The organism is Rhizobium sp. R339 (genome assembly GCF_002211395.1).
Classification (GTDB): Bacteria; Pseudomonadota; Alphaproteobacteria; order Rhizobiales; family Rhizobiaceae; genus Rhizobium.
Genome location: NZ_LOKV01000023.1, coordinates 583516 through 599877, shown reverse-complemented (window position 1 = coordinate 599877; position 16362 = coordinate 583516). Strand labels below are relative to the sequence as shown.

Genomic DNA, 16362 nt, shown 5'->3' with positions numbered 1-16362 from the left:
GACTTTTACTTCCTGACAGTCATCAACATCATGCGGTTAAAGGAGCTGACCAGCGACGTGTTGAGCTCGTACTGCCGCTTGATCTCGCCGGACTTGGAAAGTTCCTCGGCCACACCGACGGTGTTGCCCGATTCCTGAATGCCGATCTCCTGGTCGAGCGCCGCGTCCTTGACATCGATGTCGCCGCTGGCGCTGAAATCATTGCCGCTCAGATGCGCCGGATTGGTGCGCGCCATGGTGATCTCGGACCTATCAAGCACGGCGTCGAAGGGCGTCACGTCCTTGGCGCGGAACTTCGGCGTGTTGGCATTCGCGATGTTGCCGGCAACAACCTGCTGACGGATCGTCAGCCATTCCGCCTGCCGCGAAGCCAAGTCGAAAAGTTGGATCGGTTGCATGAAAACTCTCCGTTTTTACTGTCCCGAACCTAGTGAGGTAATCTTGCGTGGGACTTACGGGAATTCGGGCTTCGAGACCTTTTCAGCCGGTGCCGGAGGCCGTTGAAAGAACAAAGGCTCCGGCCGGTTCGCGGCGGAGCCCCTGTTGCCTCATGCTTTTGCAAGCAGCGTCAGTTGTTCTGGTAGATTTCGCCCTTGGAGGTGACGATCACCCACTTTCCGTCGCGCTGCTCGAGCGTCGCCAGACGGCTCTCGTCGGGCAGGATCGAGCCGATCCGCACCACGTACATGCCCGAGGGATCTTCGATCAGCGCCCGGCCGTTGGAAACGTGCAGCAGCCGGAAGGAAGACTTGCCGGGGAAAGGCTGGTCCTCCTTGAGCATGGCGCCATCACGCGCCTTGCCGAGATCGGAGACCGTCGCCGTCGTCAACGTATCGACCGGCGGGACCTTCTTGTCCGTCTCGTTCTTGTTAACCATCGCAAGCGGCGAGACGCTGAAAACGTTGCGGGCCGGCCAATCCGGCAGTTCGCGTGCATTGTCGCTGCTGGCGACGTTGATGCCGAACTTGTCCTCGTTGAAGAAGACATACCAGGGGAAGAAAGCGGAGGCGCCGGCGAGCGCCAGGCCGGCGAACGTCAGGAACCGGTCCAGAATGACGGTCTTCCTGCGCTGCTTCGGGGAAGCGATGCGTTCGTCGTCGAATTCAGCCACGTCTATCTCCTCTGGATGGGGGCGCCCTGATTGCCCATGCCGGCCGCGGCTTTGAGCGCGCCGGCGAGATCGGCGAAGGCGTCGGCCGACTCGCGGTCACCGGGAGACTGCTTCAGAACGTCGTAAATGATGGGCACCTGCTTGACCGCCATATCGAGATCGGGATCGGCGCCCTGGCGATAACCGCCGATCAGGCGCAGGTCGCGTGTCTCCTCGAAGCGGTGGATCAGCACCTTCAGCCGCGACACCAGCTTTTCCTGGTCCGGCGTCCAAGCCTTCCGGGCAAGACGCGAGATCGAGGCCAGCGGATCGATCGGTGGATAACGCCCTTCTTCTGCGAGACTGCGCTGCAGGACGATATGTCCGTCCAGGATGCCGCGCGTCGAATCGGCGATCGGGTCGTTGTGGTTGTCGCCGTCGACGAGGATGGAGATGATCGCGGTGATCGTGCCGGCGCCTTCGGGCCCGGGGCCGGCGCGTTCCAGGAGGCGCGGCAGCTCGGTGAAGACGGAAGCGGGATAACCGCGCGCAATCGGCGGCTCGCCCGAAGCCGTCGCCACCTCGCGGATCGCATGGGCAAACCGCGTGACGCTGTCGACGATGAAGAGAACGTTCTCGCCCTTGTCGCGGAAATGCTCGGCGATGGTGACCGCCGTCAGCGGCGCCATCTTGCGCAGCATCGGGCTTTCATCGCTGGTTGCGACCACGGCGATCGCCTTCTTCATATTGCTGCCGAGCGTATCCTCGATGAATTCGCGCACTTCGCGGCCGCGCTCGCCGACAAGCGCGATCACCACCTTGTCGAAGGCATCCGCACGGGCAAGCATGGACAGAAGCGTCGATTTGCCGACGCCGGAGCCGGCAAAAATGCCGAGGCGCTGGCCGAGGCAGAGCGGCGAGAAGATATCGATGGCGCGCACGCCGGTCTTGAAGCCGGCCTCGACACGCTTACGGGTCATCGAGGGTGGGGCGGTATTGGAGATCGACCGGCGATCGAGCCCTTCGGTGATCGGGCCCAGCCCGTCGATGGGCTCGCAGAGCGAATTGATGGTGCGCCCGCACCAGCTGTCCGAGGGTGAAATGCGGAAGGCGCCCTTGCGGATGACGGTATCGTGGATACCGATCGGCTCGCCGGGTTCGATCGGGCAGACATAGATCAGATCCGGCTCGACGCGAACGACCTCTCCGAGATGGATGCCGGTCGCCGACTTGTGGGCGACGAACTCACCGAGACGAACATGGCGCGAGAGACCGCGGACCGTATAGTGGCCGGCGGCGATGGTCTGAACCCGCCCGCCATGGGCGACGGCGAAGTCCGGCGAGACGTAGCGGTCGACGAGGCCTGCCAGATGCGCCAGTTTGGGAGAGAGGCTTTCCTCGGACAGCAACGTGGTGCTCATACGTCAAATCCCGCCCGAAAATGCGTCGCGCAGCTTCCCAAAACCGCTGCATACTCTTGGGCGGCATGCATTAGCGGCTGCCTCCGAGCGTCTGGACGGCTTCCTTGAACGAATCCTCGCTGTCACGCATCAGCGAGGAGATGCTTTCGAAGGCGCGGTTGACTTGGATCAGCTGGGTGATCTCGCGCATGGCGTTGACGTTGGAATTTTCGAGATAACCCTGCTCGACACCGATATTGAAGCGGTCCACGACGGCGCGCGGCTGGTCGGTGGTCATGATGCCGCTGTTTTCATACCTGAGGTAACCCTTGCTGACATCGGCCTCGAACAGGCCGAGTGAACCGACCTGGCGGCCGCCCTGATAGATCACCCCATCGGTGCCGACGGCCGGCTCGCCGCCTGCCGTGTTGAGCTGGATCGGCGCGCCGCCGGCATCGAGAACCGGATATCCCCGGACAGTAACGAGTTCGCCCGTTTCCCTGATCGTAAAGCGGCCGTCCCGCGTCAGAACCCGGCCGGCCGGCGTATCGAGCGCGAACCAGGCATCGCCTTTGATGGCGAAATCGAGCATGTTACCGGTGTGCTGCAATTCGCCGGTCTGCTCGCTCAGATAGTCGTTGCCCTGCGAGACGAAAGCGACCTTGGTGTTCAGCTTGTTCTTGGTGTTCGCCACCATCTCGTCGAACTTCACCTCGGTGGCGCGAAAACCGGTCGTATTCACGTTCGCCATGTTGTCTGCGATGGTGTTCAGGCGCTTTTCCAGAGCCATCTGCGACGACAGAGAAACATAAAGACCGGATTGCATGTCGGTAAGCTCCAAGCATTGGCGATGAACGGAACGAAAAGCCGGGCGTCGTTTGGTGTGGTTCGGCCGGGATTCGCTGAGGCGGCATCTCAGAAACGGGTGCGGACACCCATTCGTCACCTTTAGCCTGACGGCAGATGCTTGCGCGAAGCTGGCACGCGGAAATGCCCCGCGACAGGCCCTTTCATCAGCCTCACGCAAGGCAGAAACCCTATCGGTCTCAAAGAAAAGCAACGTTCAGATTGGGCTGACGATGAACATCATTATCGGATTTATAGTGACTTGCGGCTGCGTCATCGGCGGCTTCATGGCAATGGGCGGCCACGTGGACGCTCTGTTCCAGCCCTTCGAGTTCGTCATCATCGGCGGCGCGGGTCTCGGCAGCTTCATCATGGCCAACCCGATGAAGGTGGTGAAGGATTCCGGCAAGGCGCTCGGCGAAGCCTTCAAGCACGCCGTGCCGAAGGAACGCAACTATCTCGACACGCTCGGCGTGCTCTATTCGCTGATGCGCGACCTGCGCACCAAGTCGCGAAACGAAATCGAAGCCCACATCGACAATCCGGCCGAATCGACCATCTTCCAGCAGGCTCCGACCGTTCTGAAAAACAAGGAATTGACCGCATTCATCTGCGACTACGTGCGCCTGATCATCATCGGCAATGCCCGCAGCCACGAAATCGAGGCGCTGATGGACGAAGAGCTCAACACCATCATGCACGACAAGATGAAGCCCTACCACGCGATCCAGATCATGGGCGATTCCTTCCCGGCGATTGGTATCGTCGCGGCCGTTCTCGGCGTCATCAAGGCGATGGCAGCGATTAATGAATCGCCTGAAGTGCTCGGTCACCTGATCGGCTCGGCGCTCGTCGGCACCTTCCTCGGCATTCTCTTGTCCTATTGCCTCTGCTCGCCGCTGGTCTCCCAGATCAAGATCGTGCGCAACAAGCAGCACCGCCTCTACGTCATCGTCAAGCAGACGCTGCTTGCCTACATGAACGGCTCGGTGCCGCAGGTCGCTCTCGAATACGGGCGCAAGACGATCTCGGCTTACGAGCGTCCGTCGATCGATGCAGTCGAACAGGAAATGATGAACCCAGGCGGCGAAAACAAGGCGGCTTAAATGACCACGAGCAATGCTTCGCATGACAAACCGGCAATGGATCCTGCCCTTCTGGCCAAGCTGACGGGCGGGCTCGGCGACAGAGGCAGGGTCGCCAAGATCTGCAGCTCCTTCGGCGAAGTTTACAGCGAATTCTTTCCCGACGTCATCAAGAGCGAGACCGGCCTCGACGTGGCAGTCAACTATCTCGGCTGCGAGATCGGCTACAAGAACCACCTGATCGACGACCTGAGCGCCAACGTCACGCTCGTCGATGGGACGCTGCGCAACTGGTCGCAGAACATCACGCTTGCCTGCGGCAACGGTTTCGTCATCACGCTGATGGAACATCTGCTCGGCGCCACCGCCGATACGATCGAGGAGCCGGCCGACCGTCTGCTGTCGGTGATCGAGCTCGACCTCGCCGTCATGATCTTCGACAAAATCGCCAAGGTGCTGCGCTCGGCCGTCAACGCGCCGGGCGGCTTCGAACCCAGCCTGTCGGCCCCGCACGCCCATGATACGCGCGCCCGGCCGCCGGAAGACCGGCCGGATGAGTTCGCCGCCGCCATCAACATGTCGATCACGCTGGCCGGCATCGTTTCGGAATTCTCGCTGATCGTTCCACAGACGGCGCTTCTCAAGACCAACGTGACGCCGCCGAAGCCGAAGCGCCAAGCCGCCGGCAAATCGCCGGAATGGACCGAGCAGCTCGGCGACCAGGTCCGCCGCTCGCATGTGACGCTCGAGGCAAAGATCAGACTACAGGATCTGACGCTGCGCACTATATCGAAGCTGATGGTCGGCGACGTCATTCCATTCCGCGACCACGAAGACGTACGCGTCGAGGTGAGCGCCAACAGCAAGGAACTGTATGTGTGCGAATTCGGGCGTTCCGGCGAAAACTACATGGTCCGCGTCAAAGATACGATGAACTCGGATGACGAACTCATCCGTCATTTAATGAATTAATCGGTTCTCTGGCTTTTGGGCTGCAAAGGCAGTTTGAGGCAAGTTTCAACTGGAATAGTGATTTCATGGCTACGAAGAAAACACAGCAGAACAGCGACCTCTCCCTGGATATGCCGGGCAGTGAAGCCGATCTCGACCAGGCGATCGACGATCTGCGCGGTGTGCTGAAGCAGGATGCCGATGGCGACTTGTCGCAGTTTGGCGGCGACCTGGAGAATGATGCCTTCGGTGCAGGAACGGATCTGGCCGCCTTTGGCGGCGAGACTTCGGATTCCCCGTTCGGCGGCGACGATTTCGGCGGTGATTTCGGCGCTGGCAATGTCAGCCCGGCCGCAGGCATGGATTTCGGCGGCAGCTCTTCCTTCGAGGCGTCGCCGGCGCCGCTCGGCAGCGCGCTGACCTCGAACTTCGAACTGATCATGGACATTCCGATCGACGTCCAGATCATGCTCGGCACCAGCCGCATGCAGGTTTCCGGCCTGATGAATCTCAATGAAGGGGCGACGATCGCCCTCGACAAGAAGATCGGCGAACCGGTCGAGATTATGGTGAATGGCCGCAGGATTGCACGCGGCGAGATTACGGTGCTTGATAACGACGACACGCGATTCGGTGTGAAACTGATAGAAGTTTTGAGCACGAAAAAAGCCTGATCCCTGTGTGGGACGGAGAGGTTAGACCATGATGGACTTTGACGATTTCGGCGGCGCGCTAGCCGGGAAACCGTTGACCCAGGCTGAAAAGGCGGCGGCTGTTCTTCTCGCTATGGGAAAGGGAGTCGCCGGCCGGCTGTTGAAATATTTTACCCAGGCAGAACTGCAGACCATTATCTCATCCGCCCAGTCGCTGCGCGCCATTCCGCCGGACGAGCTGCTGTCGCTCGTCGCGGAATTCGAAGACCTCTTCACCGAGGGCGCCGGCCTGATGGACAACGCCAAGGCGATCGAAGCGATCCTGGAAGAAGGGCTGACGCCCGACGAGGTCGACAGCCTGCTCGGCCGCCGCACCGCATTCCAGGCTTACGAAACCTCGATCTGGGATCGCCTCAGCGAGGCCGAACCGGCATTCGTGGCACAGTTCCTGCTGCGCGAACACCCGCAGACGGTCGCCTATATCCTTTCGATGATGCCCTCCGCCTTCGGCGCCAAGGTGCTGCTGCAGCTTCCCGACAACCGCCGGGCCGACATCATGAACCGCACGGTCAACATGAAGACCGTCAGCCCGAAGGCCGCGCAGATCATCGAGAACCAGGTCATGACGCTGCTCGCCGAAGTCGAGGCCGAGCGCAATGCGGCCGGTTCGACGAAGGTCGCCGATCTCATGAACGAACTCGACAAACCGCAGGTCGACACGCTGCTCACCTCGCTCGAATCGATCAGCCGGGAAGCGGTCAACAAGGTTCGCCCGAAGATCTTCCTCTTCGAGGACCTCATGTATATGCCGCAGCGCAGCCGCGTCATGCTGCTCAACGACATCTCCACGGATGTACTCACCGTCGCGCTGCGCGGCTCGCCGCCGGAGATCCGCGAATCGGTTCTTTCCGCCATCAGCCCGCGCCAGCGCCGCATGATCGAATCGGATCTGCAGAGCGGCATGGGCGGCGTCAATCCGCGCGAGATCGCCATCGCTCGCCGCGCCGTCGCCCAGGAAGCGATTCGCCTGGCCAACTCAGGCCAGATCGAGCTCAAGGAGAAGGAAGGCGACGCTTCGGCAGCCGCCTAACGCTTCGAGACTGTTGACAAATCCAGCATGCCGAAAGGCGGCTGTTGATCGCCCTGCTGCGGGCGACTACCCTTCCATCAATAGGTCGTGCTTCAGAGCGCCTTGCATGAACGCAAATCATGCAAGGCGTTCAGGTCTTTGCTTTGATGCATATCGTCATCCCAAAACCATTGCACACTGCCGGGCGGCATGCATTGGCTGCGGCCCGTTTGTCTGACGGAGGGCCGCGACTTGGCAGATGATGACAAGGACAGCAAAACAGAAGCCCCGACCGCGAAAAAGCGAAGCGATGCGGCGGAGAAAGGCAATGTGCCGTTTTCGCGCGAGCTGTCGATCTTCGCAACCATCCTCGCGACCTTCATCTATTTGGTGTTCTTCCTTCCCGACAGCGTCGGTCGCATGAACGAGACGCTGCGCGACATCTTCGAGCAGCCCGACCAGTGGAAGATCGAGACCGGGCCGGATATTCTGGCGCTTTTCGTCCGGCTCGGCTGGGCGAGTGCTGCGCTGCTCGCCCCCGCCTTCATCCTGTTCATGGTGTTCGGCATCGCCTCCTCCATCTTCCAGAACCTGCCGACGCCGGTGCTCGAGCGCATCCGGCCGCAGGCCTCGCGCATCTCTCTGATCAAAGGCTGGTCAAGGCTCTTCAGCCTGCCCGGCCTCGTCGAATTCGGAAAGTCGCTGTTCAAGGTCGTCATCGTCGGTGTCATCCTATTTTTCGTGCTGAGAAGCGAATATTTCGGCTCGATCGATGCGATGTTTTCCGACCCGCAGACGATCCTCGTGCGGATGATGACGGCGATGCGCAAGATCATCATCGTCGTGCTGATCGCCACGGCGATCGTCGCGATCGCCGATCTTTTCTGGACACGCCATCACTGGTTCACCGAACTGAAGATGACGCGGCACGAAGTGAAGGAAGAAAACAAGCAGGCCCAGGGCGACCCCTTCGTCAAGAGCCGGCAGCGCTCGCTGATGCGCGACCGCGCGCGCCGGCGCATGATCGCCAACGTTGACCGCGCCACACTGGTCATTGCCAACCCGACGCACTATGCGGTGGCGCTGCGTTATGCACGCGAAGAAAACGACGCCCCGGTGGTGCTGGCCAAGGGCCAGGACCTCATCGCGCTGAAGATCAGGGAGATCGCCGAGAAGAACGGCATCCCCGTGTTCGAGGATCCGCCGCTCGCCCGCTCCATGTTTGCGCAAGTCTCGGTCGATAGTGTCATACCGTCAGTCTTCTATAAGGCCGTTGCGGAGCTGATCCACCGGATCTACGCCGCAGACGCCAAGAACAAACGGGTAAGATAAGCCGAATGAAAAAATGCCCTCACTCTGCCCAACGTGAAAAGATCCTCGCAAACGCCATCAGCCCAGTTGCCACGGAACTGCGCCTTCTGGACGCTTCTGACCTCATTTCACTGCTGCGCTTCGAGTACTACGGCAATCTTTCCGATCTCGTCGCTTCGGCGGCGGAGCTTTTCTTTCATCCGGGCACGGTGAATTTCGGCCTTGGCGGAAACTATACGCTTGAGTGGGGCGGCAAGCCCGAGGTCGTTCTCGATCTGGAGATCAAGCCGCGCGGCGTCACGGTCTACGCCCAGCTCACCCTCGCCGAAGACCATGCCGGCATCGAGATCAACCACATCGCGTTTCAGGACCCCTCGGCCGATCCCGATGAGAATACCCGCTTCCTCGAAAAGAGCCTGCGTGAGTCGCGCTACAACGTGAATCAGCCACCGCAAGCTTTAGCGAGCTGACGCCTTCAATCCGGTTCAGCTGATATAGCCGAGCCGGATCGCCTTGGCGATCGCCTGGATGCGGTTGACGGAATCGAGCTTGATGGTCGCCGAGCCGAGATAGGCGTTCACGGTGTGCACGGAAAGGCCGAGCTTATCGGCGATCTCTTCACTGATGCGACCGTCGCCGGCGAGCTGCAGACAGGCGATCTCGCGTTCGCTGAGGGCTTCGGCGGCACCCGTGCGGCGTTCGTCGAGCGAGAGCAGATCCATCATGATATGGCAGCAGCGGCCGTGCAGCTCGACGATCGTATCGCTCGAGGGGTCGATTTCATCGCCGGTGAAAAGGATGAAGCCGTTGCCGACGGCGCCGAGCCGCACCGGAAAAGCGATGCCGGAAAAAGGCAGGATGCCATCCTTCAGCCGCGTCATGAACGGCGAAAAGTCCGCCGGGCCGGGTGCCGCACGATCGTGAGCGCCGGCCCATGAGAGCGGCAGCAGCGATTTGTCGATATGATCGAGGAGAATATCGCCGTAGGCATCCGTGAAGGCCTTGCCGAAACCGGCGTTCGAAGAGCCCCAGTTCTCAAGCTCGCAGACCAGGCGCTGCTTTGCCGGCAGGCCCGAACCGCTGACGCGATAGATCGCAAAGCCCTGGGCTTCGGCGAGCTTCTGCATCGCGATCAGCCGCGGGAAAAGGTCGGACCGGCTGGAAATCCTGTTCACACGCACCATGCGCAGCTGCTCCGCGCCGCTGATCGTCCTGCCTGATGGATGGGCCATGGATCCCCCTATACGAGATTATTCCGGACAGCGAAGGCAATGGCCTCGGACCGGGTCTTGGTCGCCGTCTTGCGCATCACACTGGTGATGTAGTTGTTGATGGTATTGCGGGAGATTCCGAGGATCATTGCGATCTCGTCGCTGGTCTTGCCCTCGGCGATCCAGAACAGGCATTCCAGCTCCCGGTCCGTCAGTTCGAAATCGCGATCGACCCGTGCACCGCCGCAGCGAAGGAAGCTCGCGACATAACCTGCCAGCAGGCCCACGTCCCGCAGTCGCTCGGGCGAAAGAATGAAGCCTTCGCCGAACAGGAACATCAGAGCCAGCCGCGACCGGCCGACATTGAAGGTCAGCGAACAATATTGGCGGCTGGCGCCCTCCGGCACATCGGCGCTATCGGGCAGAAGAGCGAAGTTCGGCTGGAAGACCTGCATGCATTTTTCCAGCTCGGTCGAACGGGCATAGCCGCTGATCAGATCGTCGACGACATCCTTGACCAGATCGAACGGCCAGTCGGATGCAACGATAAAATCGAGGCCGCTTTCCTGAATGAGATCGCAGCGCGCCAGGAGATAGTGCGAAGCACCGACATACTCCGTCAGAGCGCGCAGACCGGACTGCAACCTTCCAGTGTCGGCGACACCGTGCAGGCGCCGGATCAGCTCGTCGCGCGGCAAGAGTGCCGGCGCCATCACGCTCGCGAAATTCGCCATTTGCCTCTCGCCTTTGCTCGCCTGAAATACGGTCATATCCATTGGCAATTTCCTGCGGCTGAGGAACGATCAAACTCGGTGCGACAGCAATTTTTCTGTAAAGGATTCAATTCAAGCCCCGCGCGAATCCCATTTCGAATCACTTAAGGGTAAGTCAGCCGATGTAAATCACCATCTCCGACTTCTGGGGATTTACTTTCGCTGTCGCCCATGCACTGATTCGAGCACCAATTGCGCCCCTCAGAATATAGGGAAGGCTAAGATGATTCTGGCTGTACCGCAACTTGATTCGCGTTTTACGCGAGTGATCCTCAGCAATTTTATCTAACTTTTCCCGACGGGCATTCAAGAGACTCGGACCTATTCCCGATCTGGATGGAACCGGCCCCGTACCCACATGAAAAAAGGCCGGTTGCCCGGCCCTTTTTTATGCTGCGTCGTCGATCGCCCATTTCCTGAGGATTTTCGCGGCGCGTTCCTCGTTGATCTCGACCATGCGGGACAGTTTGCGTTCCGGACCTTCCTTGACGCGGCGGTTGAAGTTGCCGTCGTCGTCGCCGAGGCTGAGCAGATCTTCGGTGCTGTCGAAGCCGAAGTCGGATCCGAAGCCATCCATGAGAGCCCCTCCGGACGCTCCGGCCGCCGGCGCGAAGTCCGGCAGCTCGAGGCCGGCCGCTTCCGGCGTGGCGTCGCCGAGCATTGCACCCGAGCCGCTGTCGTTGACGCTGCGCACCAGGGGCCGCAGGCCCATCCAGACCACCACGAAGGCGACGGCGACGAAGGCAAGCGAGTTGATGATGCCGGCAAGGTTGCGGCTCAGCATGTCCATGACGCGGACGCCGCCGGTCGCCTCTTCGAGCAGCTGGTTTTCGAGGAAATCCATGGCCGTGACGGTGACGACGTCGCCGCGCTTGGCATCGATACCGGCCGCCGAAGCGACGATCTTCTGCATTTCGGCGAGATAGGCATCGATCTTGGCCTGGTCGGCCGGTTCACCGACCATCTTGGCGATGCGGCCCTTGTTGACCACCACGGCGATCGAAAGCTTCTCGACCTTGTAGCTGTTGCGGGTCGTCGCGGTCGTCTTGCTGTTGATTTCGTAGTTGGTCTGCTCTTCGCGCTTGTCGGACTTGTCCTGCGATTCCGGTCCGCCGGCGCCGCCGGCCTCGGGAGCGGCCTGAGGAATGTTCTGCTCGACGGTCGTGGCGTTGTCGGACTGCCTCTGCTGCGACTGCTGGGCTTCCTTCGTCGAGCGGACCGAGCGTTCGACCTTGGATTCGGGATCGTAGACCGTTTCCTGGATCTGCTGGGCGTCCGTATTGAGATCGGCGGTGACGCTGGAGCGGAAGTTGTCCATGCCGAGGAAGGGCGCCAGCGCCTTGTCGATGTTGGATTCGACTTCCTGCTGGACGTTCTGGACGATGTTGAGCGAGCGGTTCAGCGAACTGTTGCTCGTCTCGTCGCCGGAGGCGAGCAACTGGCCGGCGGAATCGAGGATCGTCACGTCATCGACGTCAAGCCCCGGCACGGCCGAGGCGACGAGGTGGCGGATCGAGGTGGCGGCGCTGCGCCCCGCGGCGGCGCTCGCGCGAATCATGACGGAAGCGGTCGGTTTCTGCTCCGCCTTCCGGAAGTTGCCGACTTCAGGCATGACGATGTGGACACGCGCGGCTGTTATGCCCGAGATCGACTGGATGGTGCGTGCGATTTCGCCCTCCAGCGCGCGAACCCGCGTCACTTCCTGCATGAAGGAGGTCAGGCCGAGCGAGCCGACATTGTCGAAGAGTTCGTAACCGGCATTGGCGCTGTTCGGCAGGCCGCGTTCGGCAAGCAACAGGCGGGCCTTGCCCGTCATCCCCGCGGGAACGGTGATGCTGGAACCGTCCGTGCCGACCTGGAAATCGATGTTGGCTTCGGCGAGCGCCATGCTGATCTGATTGAGATCGGGCGAATCCAGACCGACATAGAGCGTTTCCTGTGCCGGTTTGTTGACGAAAAGGGCAGCCGCAAGGACGATTGCGATGGAAACGGCGCCGACGCCTCCGAGAATCATCAGGCGTGTACGGCCTAGGGCGCCAAAGTTCTTAAAAATCTGAACTAATTGATTTAACAGATTCATTCTGTTCTCGCACGATCCGTCAAAGACAAAGCAGGCTTATTGCCTCATCTGACGAATAATCGGCGAAACTTGCGCGAGCGTTTCGTAAAGGGCGCGCGGAGCGAAACGGACCGGCGGGCTGTGAGCCTTTCCTAGAAGAAATCGAAGTCGCCGGCCGCCTTGCTCAGCGGCTGGGAATGGCCGTGGCGCATGGCGCCGCCCAGCGCCTTCTGCATCTCCGCCAGCTTGACGAGGCTGAGCGCGGTCGCGACGTCGACTGTCCAGCCCTGCGGGATTTCGCCGGTGATGGTGTCGATGAATTCGGCAAGGCCGCGCGATTTCTGCACGGCGAGATCGATACCCTGCATGACCTTCATCGAATCCGGCGAATTCAGGATTTCGGCGCCGCCGAGATCGAGAAGCTGCGGCTCGATGCGCTCGATGAGATAGGCGACATCGTGCAGTTCGGAAACGATGCGCATCAGGATGTCGCTCAGCGCTTCGACTGGCGCGGGAGGTTCGATCACCGGGTTAAAGGTCATATGAAAATCCTCGCCATCAAAAAAATTCGATACTGGTTTCGGCGGGCTTCTGCGGAGCGGCGGGACGCTGCTCGAGAGCGACGGTTCTCTGGGTTTCGGCGCCGGTCAGGGGGTATTGCCGGGCACGGCCGGAGACCGGCCAATATTCAAGCTTGCGTCCATGTTCTCCGCCGGTCGAGGAACCGACCACCGGAATGCCTTCATCCCTCAGGAACTGCATGGCGAAGGCCGCGTTCTGCTCACCGACATTGGAAAATGTCGAGATCGTCTTCGCGCCGCCGAAGATCTTCGCCTCCAGCCGGTCGCGCCTGGCGCCCTGCTTCAGGAGACCGTTGATCAGCAGTTCCATCAGATGCACGCCGTAGCGCGTGGCATCGCCGCCTGATGTCGGCGAGGTCGCCGAACCGGGCAGCAGGAAGTGGTTCATGCCGCCGACGCCGGCGACAGGATCTCGGAGGCACGCAGCCACGCACGAGCCGAGAATGGTCGAGAGCACCGCATTCGGGTCGCTCAGAACCTTGTACTCGCCCTGAATGATGTGCACGCGGCGGGCTGCCCCCTCATTGATCATTTCAAGGCTCCAAACACGGCTTCAATGGCCGCTTTCATCTTTTCGATCGTGAACGGCTTCGCGAGCACGTTATTGGCGCCAAGCTGGGCCGCCTTCTGCACCAGCGCGCGGTCGCCCTGGGCGGTGAGGATAATGAAGGCCGCCTTTTTGGTGTTCGGGTTGGTGCGCACCGCCTGGAGGAAGCCGATGCCATCCATCTTCGGCATGTTGAAGTCCGAGATCACCAGGTGGTGCGGTTGCTCGGCCATGATCTTCATGCCCTGCTCGCCGTCGCCTGCGGACGTGATCTGCTTGAACCCGAGCTGGGTCAGCGCATCGCTGAGCAGCAACCGGCTCGTTACCTGATCATCGACGATCAGAACTTTGATTTTCTCCGCGATCGACATTATTCGGTCCCTTCCTTTCGGGCGGCTGTCATTTTCAATATTTCCTCACCGATGGCAGACAGTGGCAGCTGCTGCTCAACGGCGCCAAGTTCATGAGCAACCCTTGGCATTCCGTAAACGACACAGGTTTTTTCGTTCTGGCCGAGCGTTCTGGCGCCGGCGTGACGCATTTTCAACAATCCGGCCGCGCCATCGCGGCCCATTCCGGTCAGGATCACGCCGACGGCGTTGCGTCCCGCCAGTTCCGCGACCGAATCGAAGAGCACGTCGACCGATGGGCGATGACCGTTGACCGGCGGCCGGTCGACGAGGCGGCAGCACGGCGCGGAGGCGCCGGTGACCTGAAGGTGACGTTCGCCGCCGGGTGCCAGGTAGATCTTGCCGATCTCAAGACGGGCGCCGTCGGTCGCTTCCTGCACCACCGGCGCGCAGAGGCGGTTGAGGCGCTCGGCGAAGCTCCTGGTGAAGGTCGGCGGCATGTGCTGGGTGATGACGGTCGGCGGGCAGTTGGCCGGAAACTTCTGCAGCACGGCGATCAGCGCCTCGACGCCGCCGGTCGATGAACCGATCGCGACGATCTTGCGGCCGACGCGGAAATCGGCGACGGCAGGGGGCGGCGTGACGGCGGCAGCCGCCGGCTGAGAGAACTGGCGCTGCGTGCGCGCGGCCGCCTTGACCTTTTCGGCAAGGTCGCCGAAGGGCCGGGGTTCGCCGGGCGCCGGCTTGCCGACGCAGTCGAAGGCGCCGATCTCCAGCGCCGCAAGCGTGGCCTCGGCGCCGCGGTGCGTCATTGTGGATACCATGATGACCGGCATCGGGCGCAGCGTCATGATCTTTTCGAGGAAATCGAGGCCGTTCATATTCGGCATCTCGATGTCGAGCGTCACGACGTCGGGATTCAGCCGCTTGATCGCCTCGCGCGCTTCCAGCGCGTCGCCGGCCTGGCCGATGACGTTGACCTCGGGGTCCGAACTCAGGACAGCGGTGATCAGACCGCGCATCGTCGGCGAGTCGTCAACAACGAGAACCCTTGCCGGCGCGCTCATGCCTTCCTCCCGAGACCCTTGGTCGTGTAGCGATAGGTCGTGATGCCGATATTGTCGAAGACGTGTTTCGCCTCGCCCGAGACACGCTCGGAATGGCCGATATAAAGATGGCCGCCTTCCGGCAGCAGGCCGGCGAAACGCTGCCAGATCTTCATCTGCGTCGGCTCGTCGAAATAGATGACGACGTTGCGGCAGAAGATGACGTCGAACTTGCCCTTGAACGGCCACTGCGCCATCAGGTTCAGCTCGTTATAGGTGATCAGCCGCTTTACGCGGTCGTCGACCTGGAATTTCCGGCGGCCCTGCACGTCGACCTCGCTGAACCACTGCTTGCGCATGGCGGGCGACACGGTTTCGAGCGCGGCCTCGTCATAGGCGCCGGCGCGGGCGATCGCGAGGATCTTCGGGTCGATGTCGGTTGCCAGGATCTTGAAGTCGTAGTCGGCGACATTCGGCATCAGGGACAGCACCGTCAGCGCGATCGAATAAGGCTCCTGCCCGTCGGAGGAGGCGGCCGACCAGATGCGCACCCTGCCGCCGGATCGCGCCCGCTGCAGGAGTTCCGGCAGGACATGGTCGCGCAGATGCTCGAAATGATGGTTTTCGCGGAAGAAGCGGGTGAAATTGGTTGTCAGATGCGACAGCATCTCGCGGCGGGCCGCAGCACCGGCCGGCGAAGCGACGAGCGCGCAATATTCCCGGAAACCGGACAGGCCGAGATTGCGGATATGTTTCGACAGGCGCGAATAGACGAGCGAAGCCTTCGTCTCGTTGAGGAAGATTCCGGCATCCGAATAGATCATCGCGGCGATTTCCGTGAGGTCGCGGCGCGTCAGCGGATATTCTCCGCTCGCCAGGACCTCGTCGGCTCCCTGCCTCTGATCTTTTGCGCCCATTGCATTCATGCGGCTTCGCTTTCGGTTTCGGAAAAGAGGGCTTCGAGTTCGATCAGGCAGATCATGCGCTTATCGATGGCGAGGACGCCGCGGGCGAACTGGCGCTCGAGGTCGGATGAAATCTCCGGCGTCGGCTGGATGACCTCGTCGGTCACCGTCAGGATGTCGGAGACGGCGTCGACCAGAAGGCCGACGACCTTACGCCGGACCTGAGCGACGATGATGACGTGGCGGGCGGTCGGATCGGCCGGCTTCATGCCGAGCCGGGCCGAAAGGTCGATGATCGGCAGCACGGCGCCGCGCAGGTTGATGACGCCGAGCATATAGGCCGGTGAGTGCGGCATCGCGGTTGCCGGGGTCCAGCCCCGGATTTCGCGAACCGACATGATGTTCACGCAAAATTCCTGATCGCCGATACGGAACGCGATCAGTTCGCGGTCCCCTTCGCTCAGACTTTTTACGGTGTACGACAT

19 protein-coding genes are annotated in these 16362 nt (G+C 61.3%); 6 read left to right on the top strand and 13 right to left on the bottom strand.

The window, feature by feature from the left end; all coding sequences use genetic code 11:
- Nucleotides 1-5: 5 nt before the first annotated feature.
- The 4 genes from flgB to flgF all read right to left on the bottom strand — a co-directional run bounded on the left by flgB (nucleotide 6) and on the right by flgF (nucleotide 3316).
- Nucleotides 6-398 carry a flagellar basal body rod protein FlgB gene (gene flgB, locus ATY76_RS22225; RefSeq protein WP_088676842.1) on the bottom strand — a complete coding sequence of 131 codons (393 nt, stop codon included), beginning with the start codon at nucleotides 396-398 and terminating at the stop codon, nucleotides 6-8.
- A 170-nt stretch (nucleotides 399-568) separates the two neighbouring features.
- A complete protein-coding gene (locus ATY76_RS22220) occupies nucleotides 569-1111 on the bottom strand; it encodes a flagellar protein (protein ID WP_088676841.1) in 543 nt (180 codons plus the stop codon).
- Between the two features lie 2 nt (nucleotides 1112-1113).
- Nucleotides 1114-2511 (bottom strand): flagellar protein export ATPase FliI, encoded by a 1398-nt coding sequence (fliI, locus tag ATY76_RS22215; RefSeq protein WP_088676840.1) that lies wholly within the window; start codon nucleotides 2509-2511, stop codon nucleotides 1114-1116.
- A gap of 70 nt (nucleotides 2512-2581) precedes the next feature.
- Nucleotides 2582-3316, bottom strand: coding sequence for a flagellar basal-body rod protein FlgF (flgF, locus tag ATY76_RS22210; protein WP_088676839.1), 735 nt, complete (start codon nucleotides 3314-3316; stop codon nucleotides 2582-2584).
- 253 nt (nucleotides 3317-3569) lie between these two features.
- Here flgF and motA point away from each other — a divergent pair, with 253 nt between their 5' ends.
- The 6 genes from motA (at nucleotide 3570) to ATY76_RS22180 (ending at nucleotide 8875) form a co-directional block, all read left to right on the top strand.
- Complete coding sequence (gene motA, locus ATY76_RS22205; protein WP_088676838.1) at nucleotides 3570-4442, top strand: flagellar motor stator protein MotA; 873 nt, start codon at nucleotides 3570-3572, stop codon at nucleotides 4440-4442.
- Nucleotides 4443-5393: a FliM/FliN family flagellar motor switch protein gene (locus tag ATY76_RS22200; protein ID WP_088676837.1), complete on the top strand. Its 951-nt coding sequence runs from the start codon at nucleotides 4443-4445 to the stop codon at nucleotides 5391-5393.
- Between the two features lie 65 nt (nucleotides 5394-5458).
- The gene (gene fliN, locus ATY76_RS22195; protein WP_088676836.1) at nucleotides 5459-6046 is read left to right on the top strand and encodes a flagellar motor switch protein FliN; all 588 of its coding nucleotides are present in this window, start codon (nucleotides 5459-5461) and stop codon (nucleotides 6044-6046) included.
- 28 nt (nucleotides 6047-6074) lie between these two features.
- Nucleotides 6075-7115, top strand: coding sequence for a flagellar motor switch protein FliG (gene fliG, locus ATY76_RS22190; protein WP_088676835.1), 1041 nt, complete (start codon nucleotides 6075-6077; stop codon nucleotides 7113-7115).
- A gap of 231 nt (nucleotides 7116-7346) precedes the next feature.
- Nucleotides 7347-8426, top strand: a complete 1080-nt coding sequence (gene flhB / locus ATY76_RS22185) for a flagellar biosynthesis protein FlhB (RefSeq protein ID WP_088676834.1) — start codon at nucleotides 7347-7349, stop codon at nucleotides 8424-8426.
- Between the two features lie 5 nt (nucleotides 8427-8431).
- Nucleotides 8432-8875 (top strand): hypothetical protein, encoded by a 444-nt coding sequence (locus ATY76_RS22180; protein WP_088676833.1) that lies wholly within the window; start codon nucleotides 8432-8434, stop codon nucleotides 8873-8875.
- A gap of 15 nt (nucleotides 8876-8890) precedes the next feature.
- On the opposite strand, the gene ATY76_RS22175 is transcribed toward ATY76_RS22180, so the two are convergent.
- From ATY76_RS22175 to ATY76_RS22135, 9 genes are all read right to left on the bottom strand, one after another.
- Nucleotides 8891-9637, bottom strand: a complete 747-nt coding sequence (locus ATY76_RS22175; protein ID WP_088676832.1) for a LuxR C-terminal-related transcriptional regulator — start codon at nucleotides 9635-9637, stop codon at nucleotides 8891-8893.
- Nucleotides 9638-9645: 8 nt separating this feature from the next.
- On the bottom strand, nucleotides 9646-10392 hold the full coding sequence (locus ATY76_RS22170; RefSeq protein ID WP_088676831.1) for a helix-turn-helix transcriptional regulator: 747 nt from the start codon (nucleotides 10390-10392) through the stop codon (nucleotides 9646-9648).
- Nucleotides 10393-10777: 385 nt separating this feature from the next.
- Complete coding sequence (fliF, locus tag ATY76_RS22165; protein WP_088676830.1) at nucleotides 10778-12469, bottom strand: flagellar basal-body MS-ring/collar protein FliF; 1692 nt, start codon at nucleotides 12467-12469, stop codon at nucleotides 10778-10780.
- Nucleotides 12470-12600: 131 nt separating this feature from the next.
- A complete protein-coding gene (locus ATY76_RS22160) occupies nucleotides 12601-12990 on the bottom strand; it encodes a hypothetical protein (RefSeq protein WP_088676829.1) in 390 nt (129 codons plus the stop codon).
- 16 nt (nucleotides 12991-13006) lie between these two features.
- On the bottom strand, nucleotides 13007-13561 hold the full coding sequence (gene cheD / locus ATY76_RS22155) for a chemoreceptor glutamine deamidase CheD (RefSeq protein WP_088676828.1): 555 nt from the start codon (nucleotides 13559-13561) through the stop codon (nucleotides 13007-13009).
- Nucleotides 13558-13947: a response regulator gene (locus ATY76_RS22150; RefSeq protein WP_003556488.1), complete on the bottom strand. Its 390-nt coding sequence runs from the start codon at nucleotides 13945-13947 to the stop codon at nucleotides 13558-13560. Before ATY76_RS22150 ends, cheD begins: the two co-directional genes overlap by 4 nt.
- Nucleotides 13947-14993 (bottom strand): protein-glutamate O-methylesterase CheB, encoded by a 1047-nt coding sequence (gene cheB, locus ATY76_RS22145; RefSeq protein WP_088676827.1) that lies wholly within the window; start codon nucleotides 14991-14993, stop codon nucleotides 13947-13949. The genes ATY76_RS22150 and cheB overlap by 1 nt, the downstream gene beginning before the upstream one ends.
- Nucleotides 14990-15898: a protein-glutamate O-methyltransferase CheR gene (cheR, locus tag ATY76_RS22140; protein WP_088676826.1), complete on the bottom strand. Its 909-nt coding sequence runs from the start codon at nucleotides 15896-15898 to the stop codon at nucleotides 14990-14992. Before cheR ends, cheB begins: the two co-directional genes overlap by 4 nt.
- Nucleotides 15895-16362: a chemotaxis protein CheW gene (locus tag ATY76_RS22135; RefSeq protein WP_088676825.1), complete on the bottom strand. Its 468-nt coding sequence runs from the start codon at nucleotides 16360-16362 to the stop codon at nucleotides 15895-15897. Before ATY76_RS22135 ends, cheR begins: the two co-directional genes overlap by 4 nt.

Bases quoted from the DNA above. Each gene is read 5' to 3' on its own strand.
- flgB (WP_088676842.1), bottom strand. From the start codon at position 398: ATGCAACCGATCCAACTTTTCGACTTGGCTTCGCGGCAGGCGGAATGG.
- fliI (WP_088676840.1), bottom strand. From the start codon at position 2,511: ATGAGCACCACGTTGCTGTCCGAGGAAAGCCTCTCTCCCAAACTGGCG.
- flgF (WP_088676839.1), bottom strand. From the start codon at position 3,316: ATGCAATCCGGTCTTTATGTTTCTCTGTCGTCGCAGATGGCTCTGGAA.
- motA (WP_088676838.1), top strand. From the start codon at position 3,570: ATGAACATCATTATCGGATTTATAGTGACTTGCGGCTGCGTCATCGGC.
- ATY76_RS22200 (WP_088676837.1), top strand. From the start codon at position 4,443: ATGACCACGAGCAATGCTTCGCATGACAAACCGGCAATGGATCCTGCC.
- fliN (WP_088676836.1), top strand. From the start codon at position 5,459: ATGGCTACGAAGAAAACACAGCAGAACAGCGACCTCTCCCTGGATATG.
- fliG (WP_088676835.1), top strand. From the start codon at position 6,075: ATGATGGACTTTGACGATTTCGGCGGCGCGCTAGCCGGGAAACCGTTG.
- ATY76_RS22180 (WP_088676833.1), top strand. From the start codon at position 8,432: ATGAAAAAATGCCCTCACTCTGCCCAACGTGAAAAGATCCTCGCAAAC.
- ATY76_RS22175 (WP_088676832.1), bottom strand. From the start codon at position 9,637: ATGGCCCATCCATCAGGCAGGACGATCAGCGGCGCGGAGCAGCTGCGC.
- ATY76_RS22170 (WP_088676831.1), bottom strand. From the start codon at position 10,392: ATGGATATGACCGTATTTCAGGCGAGCAAAGGCGAGAGGCAAATGGCG.
- fliF (WP_088676830.1), bottom strand. From the start codon at position 12,469: ATGAATCTGTTAAATCAATTAGTTCAGATTTTTAAGAACTTTGGCGCC.
- ATY76_RS22160 (WP_088676829.1), bottom strand. From the start codon at position 12,990: ATGACCTTTAACCCGGTGATCGAACCTCCCGCGCCAGTCGAAGCGCTG.
- cheD (WP_088676828.1), bottom strand. From the start codon at position 13,561: ATGATCAATGAGGGGGCAGCCCGCCGCGTGCACATCATTCAGGGCGAG.
- ATY76_RS22150 (WP_003556488.1), bottom strand. From the start codon at position 13,947: ATGTCGATCGCGGAGAAAATCAAAGTTCTGATCGTCGATGATCAGGTA.
- cheB (WP_088676827.1), bottom strand. From the start codon at position 14,993: ATGAGCGCGCCGGCAAGGGTTCTCGTTGTTGACGACTCGCCGACGATG.
- cheR (WP_088676826.1), bottom strand. From the start codon at position 15,898: ATGAATGCAATGGGCGCAAAAGATCAGAGGCAGGGAGCCGACGAGGTC.
- ATY76_RS22135 (WP_088676825.1), bottom strand. From the start codon at position 16,362: ATGTCGTACACCGTAAAAAGTCTGAGCGAAGGGGACCGCGAACTGATC.